Raw genomic sequence first — 15,064 nt, 5'->3', positions numbered from 1 at the left:
CAACACGATATGATAAGCTAAAGTGTAGCTATGAGGGGGCAGTTGCATTAGCTTGTATATTTATTTGGCTACCTTTATCGCGTAAATTCTATACTTGAAATGTCAACAGACCCTAATATTAATCATTAATTTGTCTTAGATTCATAATGAAGTTTATTTTTATAAAACGTGAATTATATAGTTATTTTTGAAATATTTATTTTCGTTGATATACCAATTTTTAGGGATAGATTTATTTTTGAAATTATGCTGTAAAGTTTAATTTGGAATAAGAATAAAGTTACAACGAAGAATATATTTTATTTTTTTAATAAAGAATGTATTTAAAATGTGATTTCAATTAATAAATATGTAATAAAGAGATGGTATGTATTTGGGCGGTTATTATTTTATTTAAACTTCAAAAGAATTTGGCCTGAGAACCACACCAAATTCTTTAAGGATGACATTAAAAATGCTGAAGGTATTTTATTGGCGCGATATTTTTTTAAATCTATTTTGCAATACGCCATAATGCCAGCACACTGGACAGTACAATCAAGACGATTGAAATATACCAAGGCGCAATGATGGCGATGGAGAGGAAAATCGCCATGATGCTGCCGAAGATCCAGCTGCGCTTTTGCTGATGCTCCATTTGCAGGCGCATGCTTTGCAGTTCATTCAGCTGTTTGGCGTGCCATGCTGATTGGTTCTTCAGGCCATTCAGGCTGTCAATCAGCAAGGTTGGGAAATCCTGTGCGCCCAGCAGCAAATCCGGAATTTTTTGCCCCAATTCTTTCAGGTTTTTCTGCGGGTTCATCTGCGCTTTGATCCAATCGGTGAGGATCGGCTTTGCCAGGCTCCAAATGTCCAGTTCCGGATACAGGTCTGTGCCCAGGCCTTCAACATGCACCAAGGTTTTCAGCAGCAGCATCAGCTGCGGAGGAATTTCCAAATGGAAGCGGCGGGCGATGTCCATCACTTCAATCAGAATGCCGGCAAAATCCAGCTCATGCATCGGCTTAGACACCATCGGGCCGACGGTGCGGCGCATTTCACGCGCCAAAGCATCCTGATCGGTGCCGGGCGGAATCCAGCCGGCTTGATGCACAATCTGAATCAGCTGCATAAAGTCGCTGTTCATCACCGACAGCAGCATGCGCGCCACAGTCATTTGATCCTGTTTGGACAACTCGCCCATAATCGCGCAGTCCAGTGCAATGAAGCGCGGATTGGCCGGATTGATGGTTTCGACAAAGACATTGCCGGGATGCATGTCGGCATGGAAGAAGTTGTCGCGGAACACTTGGGTGAAGAAAATGGTTAAGCCTTTTTCCGCCAAGTCTTTGCGGTCCATGCCCAATCGGTCAAAGGTTGCTGTGTCCGAAATCGGCACGCCGGTAATACGTTCTTCCACCATCACATCACGGCTGTCCATATAGACCTCAGGCACATACATCATGCTTGAACCAGTGAAGTAATGACGCATCCGGCGGGTGTTGTCGGCTTCCAGCGTCAAATCCAATTCTTTGAGAATGATTTGACGGTAGTCTTGAATAATCTCGGAGAGATGCAGCGCGCGGGCCGCTTCCAAGCGTTTTTCTAAAAAGCTGCCAAGCCATTCCAGAATTTCAAAATCCTGCAGAATTTGACTGCGGATATCCGGACGGGTGACTTTCACCACCACTTCGCGGCCATCATGCAGGGCAGCCGTATGCACTTGCGCAATGGATGCCGCCGCCAAAGGCTGTTCGTCAAAACGCGCGAAGAGCGTATTGAGATCGGCTTTCAATGATTCCTGAATGCGCATTTTGGCCACATCCGAACCGAAAGGCTTAACACGGTCCTGCAGCAGCACCAGTTGCTGCAAGATTTCCGGCGGAATCAGGTCTCGGCGGGTCGACAGCAGCTGCCCCAGCTTAATCGCCAGCGGGCCCATGTCTTCCAGCGCCTGCTTTAATTTCAGCGGATTTTTGCGTTCGCGGCTGGATAATGCAGCCGGATGCATGCGGATAAAACTCAGCACATGGCGCGCTTTTTCTGGCAGTTCTTCCGCAGGAAACAACGTGTCGAGTCTATAGTGCGCGGCAATGCGCCAAAGGTCGAGTAAACGTGTAATGTGCGGAATCATATGAGCAAATACCTAGTTTTGAGTTGTATCGTTTAAAGCGTCAATTTTGGACTGCAGCTGCTGAATCTTCGCTTCTGCGCGGTCTAAATTTTGATTAAGCAGGCGGGTATCCTGATTTAAATCATCCATTTGCCAGCGCGGCGCTAGCAGTTCGGCATCTTCTTTCAAGGCATCTTCGGCAAAGAATAAATGGCTTTGCAGGCTGCGTTTCAAATGTTTCGGCGCCAGCTGAATTTTGCCCAGCTCATGCGCCAGCGCAGGGCCAATCCACGGCGATAAATGCGCAGCCAAATCCGGTTCAGCCTGCGCAATAATGCGCTGAATATCCTGCAGCAGACGGTAATCCCCTTGAACAGGGATGGTGCCGATATCATCAGACAGCAGCAGCTTCAGCAGCTCTACCGTATTTGTGACATGCAGCGTCGCTGTCGCCTGCGCTGTTGCAGCGGCTGAATCAAAAGGGCGCTGTTCAAAGATGGAGGGCTTTTCGCTCTGGCCTGTCACTGTCGGCTCCAAGCGGACTTTGGCATCATCAAAGAATACATCGACGGACAGCTGAGGAGAGTTAATGACCACCCGCAGTATTTTGCCTTGCAGCTGATTGAGCTGGATGCGGGTAATGGCATCCAAATCAATCACATGATGAATCAATCGTTCAGCTGCACCAAGTGCAAGAATCGACCACATAATTTTGACCTGAATCGCTTAAAGTTTAAAGCCGCGGTGCACTGCCACAATGCCGCCAGTGAGGTTGTGGTAGTCGCAGTTTTGGAAACCGGCATTTTCCATCATGCCTTTCAGCGTGCGCTGGTCTGGATGCATGCGGATCGATTCGGCCAAGTATTTATAGCTTTCAGAGTCATTGGCAATGATTTTGCCCATGATCGGCAGCGCCGTAAATGAATACAGGTCGTACAGTTTAGAGAACGGTTCGAATACCGGCTTAGAAAACTCCAGCACCAATAAGCGGCCGCCCGGTTTCAGCACGCGGTACATGGCTGCCAGAGCAGCATCTTTGTCTGTGACGTTGCGCAGGCCAAATGAAATGGTCAGCAGGTCGAAACTGTTGTCAGCAAACGGCTCTAAAGTTTCAGCATTGGCCAAAACAAAATCGACATTGGTGCAGCCGGCATCAATCAGGCGGTCACGGCCGACATTCAGCATGGATTCGTTGATGTCAGACAGGACAACGTGGCCTGTCGGGCCGACTTCACGGCTGAAGACTTTGGCTAAGTCGCCTGTGCCGCCGGCAATGTCCAGCACCTGCTGGCCGCGGCGCACGCCTGACATGTTGATGGCAAAGCGTTTCCACAGGCGGTGGATGCCGAATGACATCAAGTCATTCATGATGTCGTATTTGCTGGCTACGGAATGGAAGACTTCAGCGACTTTTTGCGCTTTGTCTTCACTGCTGACGGTTTGATAGCCGAAGTGCGTGGTTGCGCCCACGTTGCCGGTATTGGCGCCACGCGGCAGATTGTATTTCGGTACAGAACCGCTGACAGGCGTGTCGGTCAAGCGCTGTTCCAATGACTGCTGCTGACCTTGCGGCGCGCCTTGCGGAAGCGGTTCGGTTAAGAATGGACTCGATGTGTCTTTGTTTTGGGCCGGCTCTGCAACGGGGGTCGGCGTTTGATTTTCATTAGACATAGAGTCGCTCCTAACGGAAGAATAGGGTGAATACTGCATTGCATGCATGATGACAGATTCTTTGATGTTATACAGCAGTCATCATGCAATTGTTATGAATAATATACAGAAATCTGCAAGGCCTGCATGATTTTGAGCAGGGATTTCACGGCAGGCGGACATTGGGCTCAGGCAAAGGGCAGCGGATCGCCGGCATGCACTTTGTCAATAATCCGGCGTTCAACCGCAGTGAATTCTTTGACAAACTTCTCTGCCGACTTTAACGGTTTCATCGCTAAAAAGCCATCCTGCATAAAATCATACATGACATCAAAGCTGTATTTGGCGGCGGCGCCTTTGCACATTTTAAAGGCGGCGTAGACCACAAAGGAACGCATGTATTTGTCCAGGCTTTTGCCCAGCTGATCCAGCAAATCCAGCTGCTTGAGCCGGCCTGAGCCCTGATCCAATTTCAGATAGGTCTGGCGCATCATCTCATCCGTCAGCTTTTCATAGGGATGGTAATCCTGCAGCAGCTGCATGGCGACCTGCTCATCCAGCTGTACGGCTAAAATCGCCAGTTCAACCCCCGCAGTGCCGGTTTTGACGGCATTGTCCGGAATCAGCTTTTCTGCTTTATGCGCATATTTCGACAGGCGGGCAATCTGCTGCGCCAGCGCGTCAAAATCAGGCCCGCCGTACAGGCGGTTGAGGAAATATTCCGCCATCAGCACATTCTGCTTTTCGGCGAACTGCTTGGCGTGCGTGCGCTGCATGCGCTGTTTCTGCCAGGCTTGAACATCTTGCAGGCGCTGAAAAAGATCGGGGTTTTTATGGTAATTCAGCTGGTAATACAGATCGAGCAGATCATCTAAAACTGCAAGTTTGGACATGGGGTGTCTCAATAATTTCAGGTTGCCGCAAATTTTAGCTGCAGTTGCGCCAGCCTGCTATGACAAAATGACAGAAAAATACAAATTGCGCAGTCAGTCCGGCGCGCTTTTGCGCAAAAAAGACTGCACAAATATGTGATTTTCGCATTCAGCCTGCACCTCGGCTTGGTTATACTGCTGTAAAGACGAGAACGATAGAGAATAATATGGCGGCACAGGGCAATGGAATTCAGCTGATGGATCAAGACCAGCTGTCGACAGAACTGATCGAAGCGCAGTATGCGTTAAAAGATACGGCAGATAAGCGCAATGCCAAAAGCGTGCTGATTCTGGTCAGCGGCATTGAACTGGCCGGCAAAGGCGAAGCGGTCAAGCAGCTGCGGGAATGGGTGGACCCGCGCTATTTGCGCGTGAAGGCGGATGCGCCGCAGAGCTTTAACCATAAGCAGGCCTTTTGGCAGCCCTATGCGCGCTTTATTCCTGCTGAAGGGCAGATCATGGTGATGTTCGGCAACTGGTACAGCGATTTGCTGACCACCTCAATGCATGTGTCCAAGCCGATTGATGACACCATGTTCGATGATTATGTTGAACGCATGCGCGCCTATGAGCAGGATCTGAAAAACAATAATGTGGATGTGATTAAGGTGTGGTTTGACCTGTCCTGGAAATCGCTGCAGAAGCGTCTGGACGATATGGACCCCGGCGAAGTGCGCTGGCATAAGCTGCATGGCCTGGATTGGCGCAGCAAAAAGCAGTATGACAGCCTGCAGAAACTGCGCCAGCGCTTTACCGATGACTGGGAAATTATTGATAGTGAAGAAGAGGCGGAACGTGATCAGCAGTTCGCGCAGTATATTCTGCGCACGTTGAAGCATTGCCCTGAGCATTTGACCAAAGCCAAAAGCCGCTGGAAACAGGCCGGCGTGCCGGACAGCCTGCTCCAGCCGGCAGAGGCCGAGCTGGAAAAAAGCGAATATAAAGATGAGCTGAACCAGCTCAGTAAAAAAGTGGCGGAAGCGCTGCGCTTTGATTCGCGCAATATCATCATTGCTTTTGAAGGGATGGATGCTGCCGGAAAAGGCGGCGCCATCAAGCGCATTGTCAAAAAGCTGGACCCGCGTGAATATGAAATCTACACCATTGCCGCGCCTGAAAAATATGAGCTGCGCCGTCCGTATTTATGGCGCTTCTGGAATAAGATTCAGCCTGAAGAAAAAATCACTATTTTTGACCGTACCTGGTATGGCCGTGTGCTGGTTGAACGGATTGAAGGCTTTGCCAATGAGGTGGAATGGCAGCGCGCCTATGATGAAATCAACCGTTTTGAAAAAGATTTATATGACAGCCAGACGGTTGTGGTGAAATTTTGGCTGGCGATCAGCAAAGATGAGCAGGAAGTCCGCTTTAAAGCGCGGGAGGAAACGCCGCATAAGCGCTTTAAAATTACCGAGGAAGACTGGCGCAACCGTGAACGCTGGGATGACTATTTAAGCGCAGCTGCGGATATGCTGGAACGCACGCATACGGCGCATGCGCCGTGGCATGTCATTTCCACCAATGATAAAAATACCGCGCGCCTCGCCGTGCTGCATGCCATTTTAAAGCAGCTCAAAATGGAATAGCAGGCGCTTCGGCGCAATGCCAAAAAGCCCGCGGTAGAATATTTTTTACTGCGCGGCGACCGTTTGCGCCGTCTGCTTCTGCTGAATGCTTTTTGCCAGCTTGTAGGTGTCCTCAATATGCGCATCGGCCACTTTTTTCATCACGAAATAGCCGAGGCTGGCGGCAATGGCCTGGCCGCCGAGCGGGATAAACTTCGTCACCTGCTTGGTGATGTACTTGGCGGCGGCGTTGTTGATGGATTTTTTGACTGCTGTGCGGGCAACCACCAGCCCGGAAAACTCAATGCCGCGCTTGCGCAATTCCTGCCAGTGGATTTGCTTGGTGGCTGGATCGTACACGCTGATCTGTTCTGGCGACAGCCCGAAGCGCGCATTAATTTCAGGAATCAGCTGAGATAAAATGCCGACATCAATGACCACATCAAAAAATGGCACAGGCACGACTGCGGCGCCGGCAGAAAAATAAGCGCGTTTTTTGGCCAGTTCAAGGCATTCTTCGCGAATGGCTTCTAAATTGAGCGCGGGGTCAATAGAATCAGGAATATTATCGATTTTCATCTGCAAATACCTTTGGTTTTGTGCTGATTTTTTTCATGAATAATGATTAAGATACTTGTTTCAACGTATTTTTTAAACTGAATTTGTTGGTCAACGCTGCATGGACAGCTGCAGAAGTATAGTCAATAATCTTTGTGCTTTTGCAGCGGCAGGCTTCAAAGTACCATAATCCGCAAGCGGTTTTGCATTTAAAACGGAAGGAAATAACGCGAAGATGGCCATTCATGTGATTCAGAGTCAGCGCATTGATGTTTTGCTGGAAGAAATGCTGCGCGCCGGCCATCAGCCATCGGCCAACCCTTTCGAAGCGCTGAAAACCCAGCACTTTATTGTGCCGTCGCCAGCCGTGCAGGCCTGGCTGACGGTCAAGCTTTCCGAGCATCAGGGCATCAGCGCCAACCGCTTGTTTCATCAGCGCATCCGCGCCTTTCAATGGTTTGCCTATCAGGCGGTGCTGGACGATAAAGAAAAAGTCCGCAAAGCCAATATTCCGCGCATGATTATCAAATGGCGCACGTATCAAGCACTCAAGCCGTATATTCAGGATACGCAGAATCCGCTGGGCTTGGAGCATCCGCTGCACAGCATTATTCAGCGCATTTATGACAGCGCGTCGCGCCTGGGCCCAAGCACGGAACAGCAGCTGAAAAAACAGAGCATGCTGTATTGGGTCGCGGAGCAGGTTTCACGCTTATTCAGCAACTACATGGAATACCGCGGGCACTGCTTTAAACAGCATGGCGTGGGGCAGGCCTGCGACTGCAGCAGCAACTGGCTGAAAGACTGGGGCAAGGATCAGTCTTTAGATTTAGACCGGCAATTTTTCAGCGCGCCCATGGGCTTTCCGGGGCTGGATTCGAAAGAGCAGCTGGCGCAGCAGCGGCAGGCTTCGGATTTTGCCAAAGATCAGGCTGAGCAGCTGGAACGCTGGCAGCGCTGGCTGTGGCATCGTGAATTTCATGCCGATTTTGAGCTGATGCAGGGCATTGATGATGATTTCTGGGCCCTGATGGACGATCCGGAAAGCCGCAGCGTGGCTTTGGCGCAGCTGCCGAAGCAGGTCACGTTGTTTACCGTGCTGGATTTGCCGCCCAGCCAGCTGGCCTTTTTGCGCCGTTTGGGGCAGTACATTGATGTGCTGATTCTGCACTTCAACCCGTCACAGGAATACTGGGCCGATACGGTCGATGCCAACTGGAAAAAACAGTATGACGTCAAGCTCAAGCAGAAGTTCAAAGACCGGCATCCGCAGGCCACCGATCAGGACATCACAGCCTTTTTTGAAAAATACACCTTGGAATACGGCCAGCTGAAAGAGTCGCGGCATCCGCTGCTGACCCGCTTTGGCAAACAGGCGCGGGATCATTTTTCCCTGTTGGTGAATCTGGCGGCCGGCGAAAACGGCGAGCAGTGGGATGATGAGTTCCCCATGGAGGAACCGCGGCATTTGCTGGGCAAAGTGCAGTATGACATTTTGAATCTGGCCGAGCCGGAAGCGGACAGTTTTGCCCTGACAGAACAGGATGATTCGATCCGCATCCATATCTGCCATTCTGCGCTGCGCCAGCTGGAAGTGCTGAAAGATCAGCTGACCTATTGGCTGTCGCAAGGCACGGACGATGCGCCGCGCTCACCGAGTGATATTTTAGTGCTCAGTCCGGATTTGAAAGCCTTAGAGCCGCTGATCCGCAGTGTCTTTGCGCTGCCGCCGCGTGAAATATTTTTTGATGACCTGCCTGAGCCGCAAGCGCGGCGCAAAGACAGCGTGTATCTGCCGGTCAAGATTGCCGGAGTGGCGCCTTTGGATGCGCAAAATGCCTGGCAGGCGGTGCTGGGGCCGATTCAGCTGCCGCAAGGGCGTTTCAGCCTGGAGGATTTTGCCGACTGGCTGAATTTAACAGCGGTGCATACCCGCTACGGCATGAATGCCGAACAGGCTGAGCGCATGATTGAGCTACTGAGCGAGGCCAAATTCAAGCGCGGGCTGGATGAAGCGCATTTGCGCCGGACTTTATCGCCGGACGATACCGATTACCGCTACAGTTTTAAATTTGCCTTAGACCGGCTGCTGCTGGGGGTGGCTGTGCCTGAACATGCCTTGTGGCAAGACACTTTAAGCTATGCGTTTGTGCGCCGTGATGATTTTGAGCTGGTGAATATTCTGATTGAAATTTATCAGGATTTTGCTGAGCGGCGGCATTGGATTGTGGAGCATGAGATGGGCCAGCTGCGCAATGTGGAAGAATGGCTGCATCTGCTGCTGCGCGATTTGGAGCGTTACCAGAAGCAGGGCGTTGCTGCGCTGAAACCGATCCGCGATGCCATCCGCAAGCAAATCACCATGCTGACGCTGTCTTATTATCAGGAGCATGAGCTGACGGAAAGCGGCGGCGCTGCGCAGGCGCATGGGCTGAAAGACATGCAGCTGCCTCTGCCTTATGTGCTGCAGGAAATTCAAAGCATTCTGGACAGCCAGATGGATCAGGCGGTTCCCTCCGGCCAGATCACCTTCAGCCAAATCGGGCAAATCCGCCCGGTGCCATATAAGCTGATTGTGATGCTGAATTTAGACAGCGGCCAGTTTCCCAGCCGCAAGTCGCATTTGCCTTTCGATTTGATGGATATTCTGAAGCCGCATTTGGGCGACCGCTCGCGTTTGGAAGATGATCAGGGCGCATTTTTAGATGCCCTGCTGCTGGCCAAAGACAATTTTTGGCTGTTTTATAATGGCTTTGACATTAACGATGGCGAAATCCGCGAACCGTCCAGCGTGGTGCAGGAGTTCATCCGGCATTTGGCGCTGATTACGGCAGGCAGCAGCGCCAATCCGAACCTGCCGCTGCTGGCGAAAATTGACGGTGATGTGGAAGTGCCCGCCAACCTGCAGGCCTTATACAGCGTGCATGAGCTGCAGCCCTTTGAGCTGCAGGGCTTTGACGCCAGCCGTTCCCGCCGTAAAATCCGCTATCAGGACCATTGGTTCCATGTGGCGCAGCAGCTGCAGCAGGCAAAAGGCGCGCGCGAGCCCTGGGCTGCCCAAGCGCTGGCGCCGCAGGCGGCTGAAGAAATTTTGCTGGACAGCGCGCAGTGGATCAAGCAAGTCACTTTTCCTGCTGAGCTGTATTTGAAAACCTTAGGCATCAGCAACCTGCAGTATGCCAATGGGTTAGCGACCGATGAGCCGCTGCTGCTGGATGGTTTGGAACAGTATGCCGTGCGGGATTTTCTGCAGGAACAGCGCTTAAAAACGGATGCGGCGAATCTTGCTCCCGCTGCATTTCAGCCTGAATTGCTGCTGGATCAATTGCCGGTCGGAAAATTCAAAGACGCCGCATGGGCGGTCAGCCAACAGCAGCATGAACAGCTGTGGGAGCGGCTGAAGCAGGCGATGCAGCCGGCTCAGCCTGAATTGACCGCAGTTACGCAGCGCCGGCTGAAAATGGATGATCAAATTTTGATGCAAATTACCGTGCCGGAGCATCCGGTAGAGCAGTGGGTGAGCATGACGCCATCCAGCGCCCGCGGCAGGCGCCGTGCGCAAATCTGGCTGGAATACCTGCTGTGGCTGGCCGCTTTGCCGGCAGATGCGCCCATGCTGGACTATGAACGCATTGAGGTGTGCAATGATGTGACCATCCGCTGTGCAGGCCTTGGTCCTGAAGATGCGCGGGTGCATTTGGCGCGCTGGATGCAGGCGTGGCGCTATGGGCAGCAGCAGCCGCTGGTGCTGCCGGCCGCCTTGCTGCTGGCCACAGATAAAAACAGCGCTTTGATGGTGCAGGAAGGCAAAAAAGGCGAAGATTTGGAAGTGAAGTGGCAGGAAAATGAACAGGGCCGGCAGATGCTGCAGCAGTTTGATAAATTAACTGCAAAATGGACCGATCCCGGCGACTATGCGGCCTTTGATGTGCGGCAGGATGAAGCCAATCAGGCGCATGCGGACTGGGCCTTTATTTTACGTGATCAGGACAGCCTGCAGCTGCTGACCCAATGCTGTGAACTGTTTGCGTATGCGCTGTATCAGCCGATTTACAGCCATCAAACTGCGGAGCAAGCGCATGCAGATTAAGGAAATTGAAAATCCCATCCGCAGCATGAATTTTCAAGGGCTGCATTGGATTGAAGCTTCGGCAGGCACAGGCAAAACCTTTACCTTGTCTAGCCTGATGGTGCGCATTCTGCTGGAAAAATATATGCCGCGCCAAGTGATCGCCACCACTTTTACCCGCAAGGCGGCGGCCGAATTGAAAAGCCGGATCCGCCAGCGTCTGTACAATATGCTGCAACTGCTGGACAGCCTGCGCACTGAACTGCCCTCCAATATTGAAGCACGGGCCAAAGCTGAAAAAGATGAACTGGTGCAGGTGGTGCTGGAGCAGAATGCGCAGCAAATCGGCTACGCCTGTGAACGGCTGCAGCTGGTGCTGGATCAGCTGGATGAGCTGTTTGTCGGCACACTGGACAGCTTCAGCCAAACCTTGCTGCGTGAGTTTGCCTTTGAAAGCGGCAAAATTGAACGCGCAGACATTACCAATGATGACAAGCTGTATGTGCAGCAGCTGGTGCACGATATTTTGCGGGAATGGGTGCAGACTCAGCCGCAGCAGGCGGTGACCTGCCTGCTGCAGCGCAAGCAGCTGAAATCCGTCTCCGGCTATGCCGAATTGATGGAAAAAAGCCTGAATTTCAGTTCGGCAAAACTCAATCCGCTCACTGCACCGGAATTCTCCTTGGCGGAGCTGCAGCAGGCACTGGAGCATTTAGCGCAGCAGCCCCTGGATGATTTGTCCGCCTTGGAGCCGTTCACACCAGCGGGCGCCTATGCCAAGCTGATCAATCAGCCGTGGTCCAAGGCTTCAATTGTGGATGTCTTGAAGGCTTTGCCTGATGCCTTGGAAAAAATACAGCAGCAGGGTGCGCAAATTTTGCTGAACGGACAGGCGCCCGAAGCGTTTGCTCAGCTGCAGCTATTTCTGAAAAAGCCTGAACCGCGCAGCGCCAGCGGCAAAAAGAAAATTGACGAAGCTGAAGTGCAGGCGCTGTGGCGGCATCCTACGCTGGCGGCTGTGCAAGCGGTGCAGCAGGCGGTACAGCAGGCCTCGGCGGATCTGGACGGTTTGGATGCTTATCTGAAATATCATATTGCCTCGGAAGTGAAAAACCGCCTGCCGCAAGTGCTGCAAAGCAAAGGCGAAACCACTTTTTCGCAGCAGATCCGCACCTTATCGGAGGCGCTGCAAGGCGAGCAGGGCCATCAATTCGCTTCTTTTGTCCATGCGCGCTATCCCTTGATTTTAGTGGATGAGTTTCAGGACACCAATCTGGATCAGGACAGCATGCTGGCGGAAATTTGGCGTCATCCTGCCCGATTGAAGCAAGGCTGCATGATCATGGTCGGTGACCGCAAGCAGGCGATTTACGGTTTCCGCGGCGGCGATATGCTGACCTTCTTGAAAGCGCGTGATGATGTGCGCCGTAAGGAAGGCAGTTTTTATCAGCTGAAGAAAAATTTCCGTTCTATCGCGCCCCTGGTCGAAGCGGTGGATGCCTTGTTTCAGCAGCAGATGGATTTTGGCGAAGGCGTGCAGTATGTGCCGATTACGGCTGGCGCCGAGCATGATGATTTGCATGATCAGCAGCAGGTGAATCCTGTGCCGCTGCGCTGGCTGCAGCTGGAGCATAAAGATCAGGAAGCTGAGCAGGTGGCGTGGAAGATTCAGCATCTGCTGCAGCAGGCTGCGCAAGGCCAGCTGTATCTGGCCGAACCGCATGCGGCCAGCGCAGCGGAACAGCAGCCTTTAACCGACAATGATATTGCCGTGCTGGCGACCAGCCACAGTTCATTGAATGCCGTGCAGCAGGCGCTGCTGGCTTTAGGTATCCGCGTCAATCGGGCAGCCAAGCGCAGCGTGTTCAGCAGCTCGATTGCGCAGGATGTGGGCGCGGTGCTGGCGGCTGTGCTGTCGCCGTATCAGGAAGCCAAAGTCAAGCGCGCTTTGCTGGGACGGCTGCTGGGCATGAAGCTGCGCGATCTGTGGAATGCCGATTCACAAATGCTGGATCTCAGCCACTATATTACGCAGTTTGATCATATCCGCGAGCTTTGGCTGAATCAGGGCTTCTTGCCGGCATGGCATTACTGCCTGAATTATTTCAAAATTTGGGAACGCATTGTCGCCCTGCACAGCCGTGAAAATGAGCGCGATGTGGTGAATCTGCGCCATCTAACAGAAATCTTGAGTGATCAAAGTGAACAGCTGCAGGGCGCGCAGCATTTATTTCATTGGTATCTGAAACAGCTGCAATCGCCAAAAGGCTATGAATGGGAACTGGAGCGGCCGCTGACCAATGCCGAAGGCGTTAAGCTGATGACCATTCACCAGTCCAAGGGGCTGGAGTTCAAAGTCGTCTTCCTGCTGAATGCCGACGGCAGCCCTAAAGTGGATAATTCGCTGATCTTTTCCTATGAGGAGGTGCAGCAGGATGCGCATACCGAAAAACGCCGTGTCATTGATATTGGCGGTTCCCCCGATGAGCTGAAAAAGCAGCAGCATGATGAGCGCCGCTATGCCGAGCAGCACCGCCTGTGGTATGTGGCCTTGACTCGCGCCAGCCACCGCATTTATGCCGTTTTGCGCACACCCGATCATAAATCGCTGTACAGCCTGCCGTTTTGGGCGGGGCAGGGAGAATTCAGCTTTCAGCATCCGCACTGCGCCATGGAGCCGCTGATTGCTGAATGCCCTGCGGCGCTGGATCATGCAGAAACCGCATCGCAGGTCTTGCAGGCGCTGCCGCTGCCGGAAACACGTTTTTATCCGCGCAGCAATACCAGCTTTACCGGGCTGTCACAGCATTTGGCGTACCGCCAGCAGCCGCAGGATCAGTTTGCCGTGCAAACAGCGGCTGAGGACAGCGCCGATGACGAAACGGAACAAACCGCTGCGGCCGAATTGCCCGCCCGTGAAATCGCCTGGATCAAGCAGCATTTTCCCAAAGGGACCGTTGCCGGAACCTTCTTGCACAGCATTTATGAGCAGATCGATTTTCAGGACGCCTCAAGCTGGAAATTGGAAGTGCTGCGCCGTTTTAAAAATGATGGCCCGCAGCTGCTGATTGACCTGCGCTCGAACCTGCAGGAAAGCTTTGCCGTCTGGAAGACCTTTGCGCAGGCTTGGAAAGCCAGCTATATGCGCAGCACCGAAGCCTTGCTGCAGCAGGCGCAGCAGCAGTTTGGCGGACAGGCCGCTACGCATGAACAGCATAAGCTGGTGCGCGGGCTGTTTATGGAGTTTAACCATCTGCTGATACAGGGCATCAGCCTGCATGATGCAGTGCATGCGCAGTGGGCTGACGTCTTTCAGCATCCGCAGCGCTATCAGCCGCAACGCCTGCTGATGCTTTTGCAGGAATTGGCTGCCGGTTTTGAGGCGGCGGACAGCAGTCCGCTGCTGGCGTACTTTCAGCAAGCGGCCGCCGGCTTGCGCCAAACCGCCTTCACCGCACAGCTGCCAGAAGCGAAAAGCATGTCCAGCTATGTGGATATGGGTTTTGGCGCCTTGGTGGAAAGCATGCAGAATGAGATGCTGTATGCACTGATGACGCAGTGGATGCACGAGGTCGTGCATACGCCGCTGCATGCGGATTTCAGTTTGAGCGCGCTGCCGTCCAACAGCCATTTGCCGGAATTTCCGTTTCATTTAGCGCTGTCCGATCAGCCGGTGCAGATCCGCAAAATTCACCAGCTGTTTAAGCAGCACGGCATTCAGATTGAAGCTTTAAATGAAGCCAATTCCGCGCGCTATCTGATTGGCGCGGTTGACTTGGTGTATTTTGACGGCCAGCGCTATCACATCGCCGATTATAAAAGCAATTTTTTAGGCAAAACCGAACAGCATTATGCGCTGCAGGCCGTGCAGAACAGCATGAGCCAGTCCAGCTATTGGCTGCAGGCCGCTTTATATTTGGTTGCGCTGCACCGCTATTTAAGCGTTAATTTGCTGGGCTATGATATTCACCAGCATCTGGGCGGCGCCAGTTATTTATATTTAAGAGGCATGTGCGGCCAGCCGGAGACAGGCGCTTGCCACTGGCAGCCCCAGGCTGAGTTTATTCTGGAGCTGGACCGCATTCTGGGCAGCCTGCATGCGGATAAACTGGATAAGATTGCCTGAAAGATTTTAAAAAGATTAAATAAACAACGCATTATCTTGTGGATAAGTTTGAGGATAACCGTGTGGAAAATT

8 protein-coding genes and 1 pseudogene are annotated in these 15,064 nt (G+C 52.3%); 4 read left to right on the top strand and 5 right to left on the bottom strand.

Annotated elements, in window-relative coordinates; translation table 11 throughout:
* Positions 1 to 98 (top strand): annotated as a pseudogene (locus ACE3T3_RS14485) (IS5/IS1182 family transposase); the annotation flags it as partial.
* Between the two features lie 395 nt (positions 99 to 493).
* On the opposite strand, the gene ACE3T3_RS14480 reads toward ACE3T3_RS14485, so the two are convergent.
* The 4 genes from ACE3T3_RS14480 to ACE3T3_RS14465 all read right to left on the bottom strand — a co-directional run bounded on the left by ACE3T3_RS14480 (position 494) and on the right by ACE3T3_RS14465 (position 4,635).
* Complete coding sequence (locus ACE3T3_RS14480; protein ID WP_374668141.1) at positions 494 to 2,113, bottom strand: ABC1 kinase family protein; 1,620 nt, start codon at positions 2,111 to 2,113, stop codon at positions 494 to 496.
* Between the two features lie 12 nt (positions 2,114 to 2,125).
* Complete coding sequence (locus ACE3T3_RS14475; RefSeq protein WP_374668139.1) at positions 2,126 to 2,800, bottom strand: SCP2 domain-containing protein; 675 nt, start codon at positions 2,798 to 2,800, stop codon at positions 2,126 to 2,128.
* Between the two features lie 18 nt (positions 2,801 to 2,818).
* Positions 2,819 to 3,763 carry a bifunctional demethylmenaquinone methyltransferase/2-methoxy-6-polyprenyl-1,4-benzoquinol methylase UbiE gene (gene ubiE, locus ACE3T3_RS14470; RefSeq protein WP_374668137.1) on the bottom strand — a complete coding sequence of 315 codons (945 nt, stop codon included), beginning with the start codon at positions 3,761 to 3,763 and terminating at the stop codon, positions 2,819 to 2,821.
* A 167-nt stretch (positions 3,764 to 3,930) separates the two neighbouring features.
* Entirely contained in the window at positions 3,931 to 4,635 is a 705-nt protein-coding gene (locus tag ACE3T3_RS14465; protein WP_374668135.1) for a hypothetical protein, read from the bottom strand.
* A gap of 206 nt (positions 4,636 to 4,841) precedes the next feature.
* On the opposite strand from ACE3T3_RS14465, the gene ACE3T3_RS14460 reads away from it, so the two are divergent.
* On the top strand, positions 4,842 to 6,260 hold the full coding sequence (locus ACE3T3_RS14460; protein WP_374668133.1) for a phosphate--AMP phosphotransferase: 1,419 nt from the start codon (positions 4,842 to 4,844) through the stop codon (positions 6,258 to 6,260).
* Positions 6,261 to 6,305: 45 nt separating this feature from the next.
* Here the strand turns inward: ACE3T3_RS14460 and ACE3T3_RS14455 are convergent, their stop codons facing one another.
* A complete protein-coding gene (locus tag ACE3T3_RS14455) occupies positions 6,306 to 6,818 on the bottom strand; it encodes a hypothetical protein (protein ID WP_374668131.1) in 513 nt (170 codons plus the stop codon).
* 214 nt (positions 6,819 to 7,032) lie between these two features.
* On the opposite strand from ACE3T3_RS14455, the gene ACE3T3_RS14450 reads away from it, so the two are divergent.
* Together ACE3T3_RS14450 and ACE3T3_RS14445 are read left to right on the top strand one after the other, a co-directional pair.
* A complete protein-coding gene (locus tag ACE3T3_RS14450; protein ID WP_374668129.1) occupies positions 7,033 to 10,887 on the top strand; it encodes an exodeoxyribonuclease V subunit gamma in 3,855 nt (1,284 codons plus the stop codon).
* Positions 10,877 to 14,992, top strand: a complete 4,116-nt coding sequence (locus ACE3T3_RS14445; RefSeq protein ID WP_374668127.1) for a UvrD-helicase domain-containing protein — start codon at positions 10,877 to 10,879, stop codon at positions 14,990 to 14,992. Before ACE3T3_RS14450 ends, ACE3T3_RS14445 begins: the two co-directional genes overlap by 11 nt.
* Positions 14,993 to 15,064: the final 72 nt, after the last annotated feature.

Source organism: Acinetobacter sp. (genome assembly GCF_041919735.1).
In the GTDB taxonomy this organism is placed as follows: Bacteria; Pseudomonadota; Gammaproteobacteria; order Pseudomonadales; family Moraxellaceae; genus Acinetobacter.
The sequence above is the reverse complement of the archived record's forward strand: the minus strand, read 5'-3'. Positions and strand labels throughout refer to the sequence as shown.

Bases quoted from the DNA above. Each gene is read 5' to 3' on its own strand.
- ACE3T3_RS14480 (WP_374668141.1), bottom strand. From the start codon at position 2,113: ATGATTCCGCACATTACACGTTTACTCGACCTTTGGCGCATTGCCGCG.
- ACE3T3_RS14475 (WP_374668139.1), bottom strand. From the start codon at position 2,800: ATGTGGTCGATTCTTGCACTTGGTGCAGCTGAACGATTGATTCATCAT.
- ubiE (WP_374668137.1), bottom strand. From the start codon at position 3,763: ATGTCTAATGAAAATCAAACGCCGACCCCCGTTGCAGAGCCGGCCCAA.
- ACE3T3_RS14465 (WP_374668135.1), bottom strand. From the start codon at position 4,635: ATGTCCAAACTTGCAGTTTTAGATGATCTGCTCGATCTGTATTACCAG.
- ACE3T3_RS14460 (WP_374668133.1), top strand. From the start codon at position 4,842: ATGGCGGCACAGGGCAATGGAATTCAGCTGATGGATCAAGACCAGCTG.
- ACE3T3_RS14455 (WP_374668131.1), bottom strand. From the start codon at position 6,818: ATGAAAATCGATAATATTCCTGATTCTATTGACCCCGCGCTCAATTTA.
- ACE3T3_RS14450 (WP_374668129.1), top strand. From the start codon at position 7,033: ATGGCCATTCATGTGATTCAGAGTCAGCGCATTGATGTTTTGCTGGAA.
- ACE3T3_RS14445 (WP_374668127.1), top strand. From the start codon at position 10,877: ATGCAGATTAAGGAAATTGAAAATCCCATCCGCAGCATGAATTTTCAA.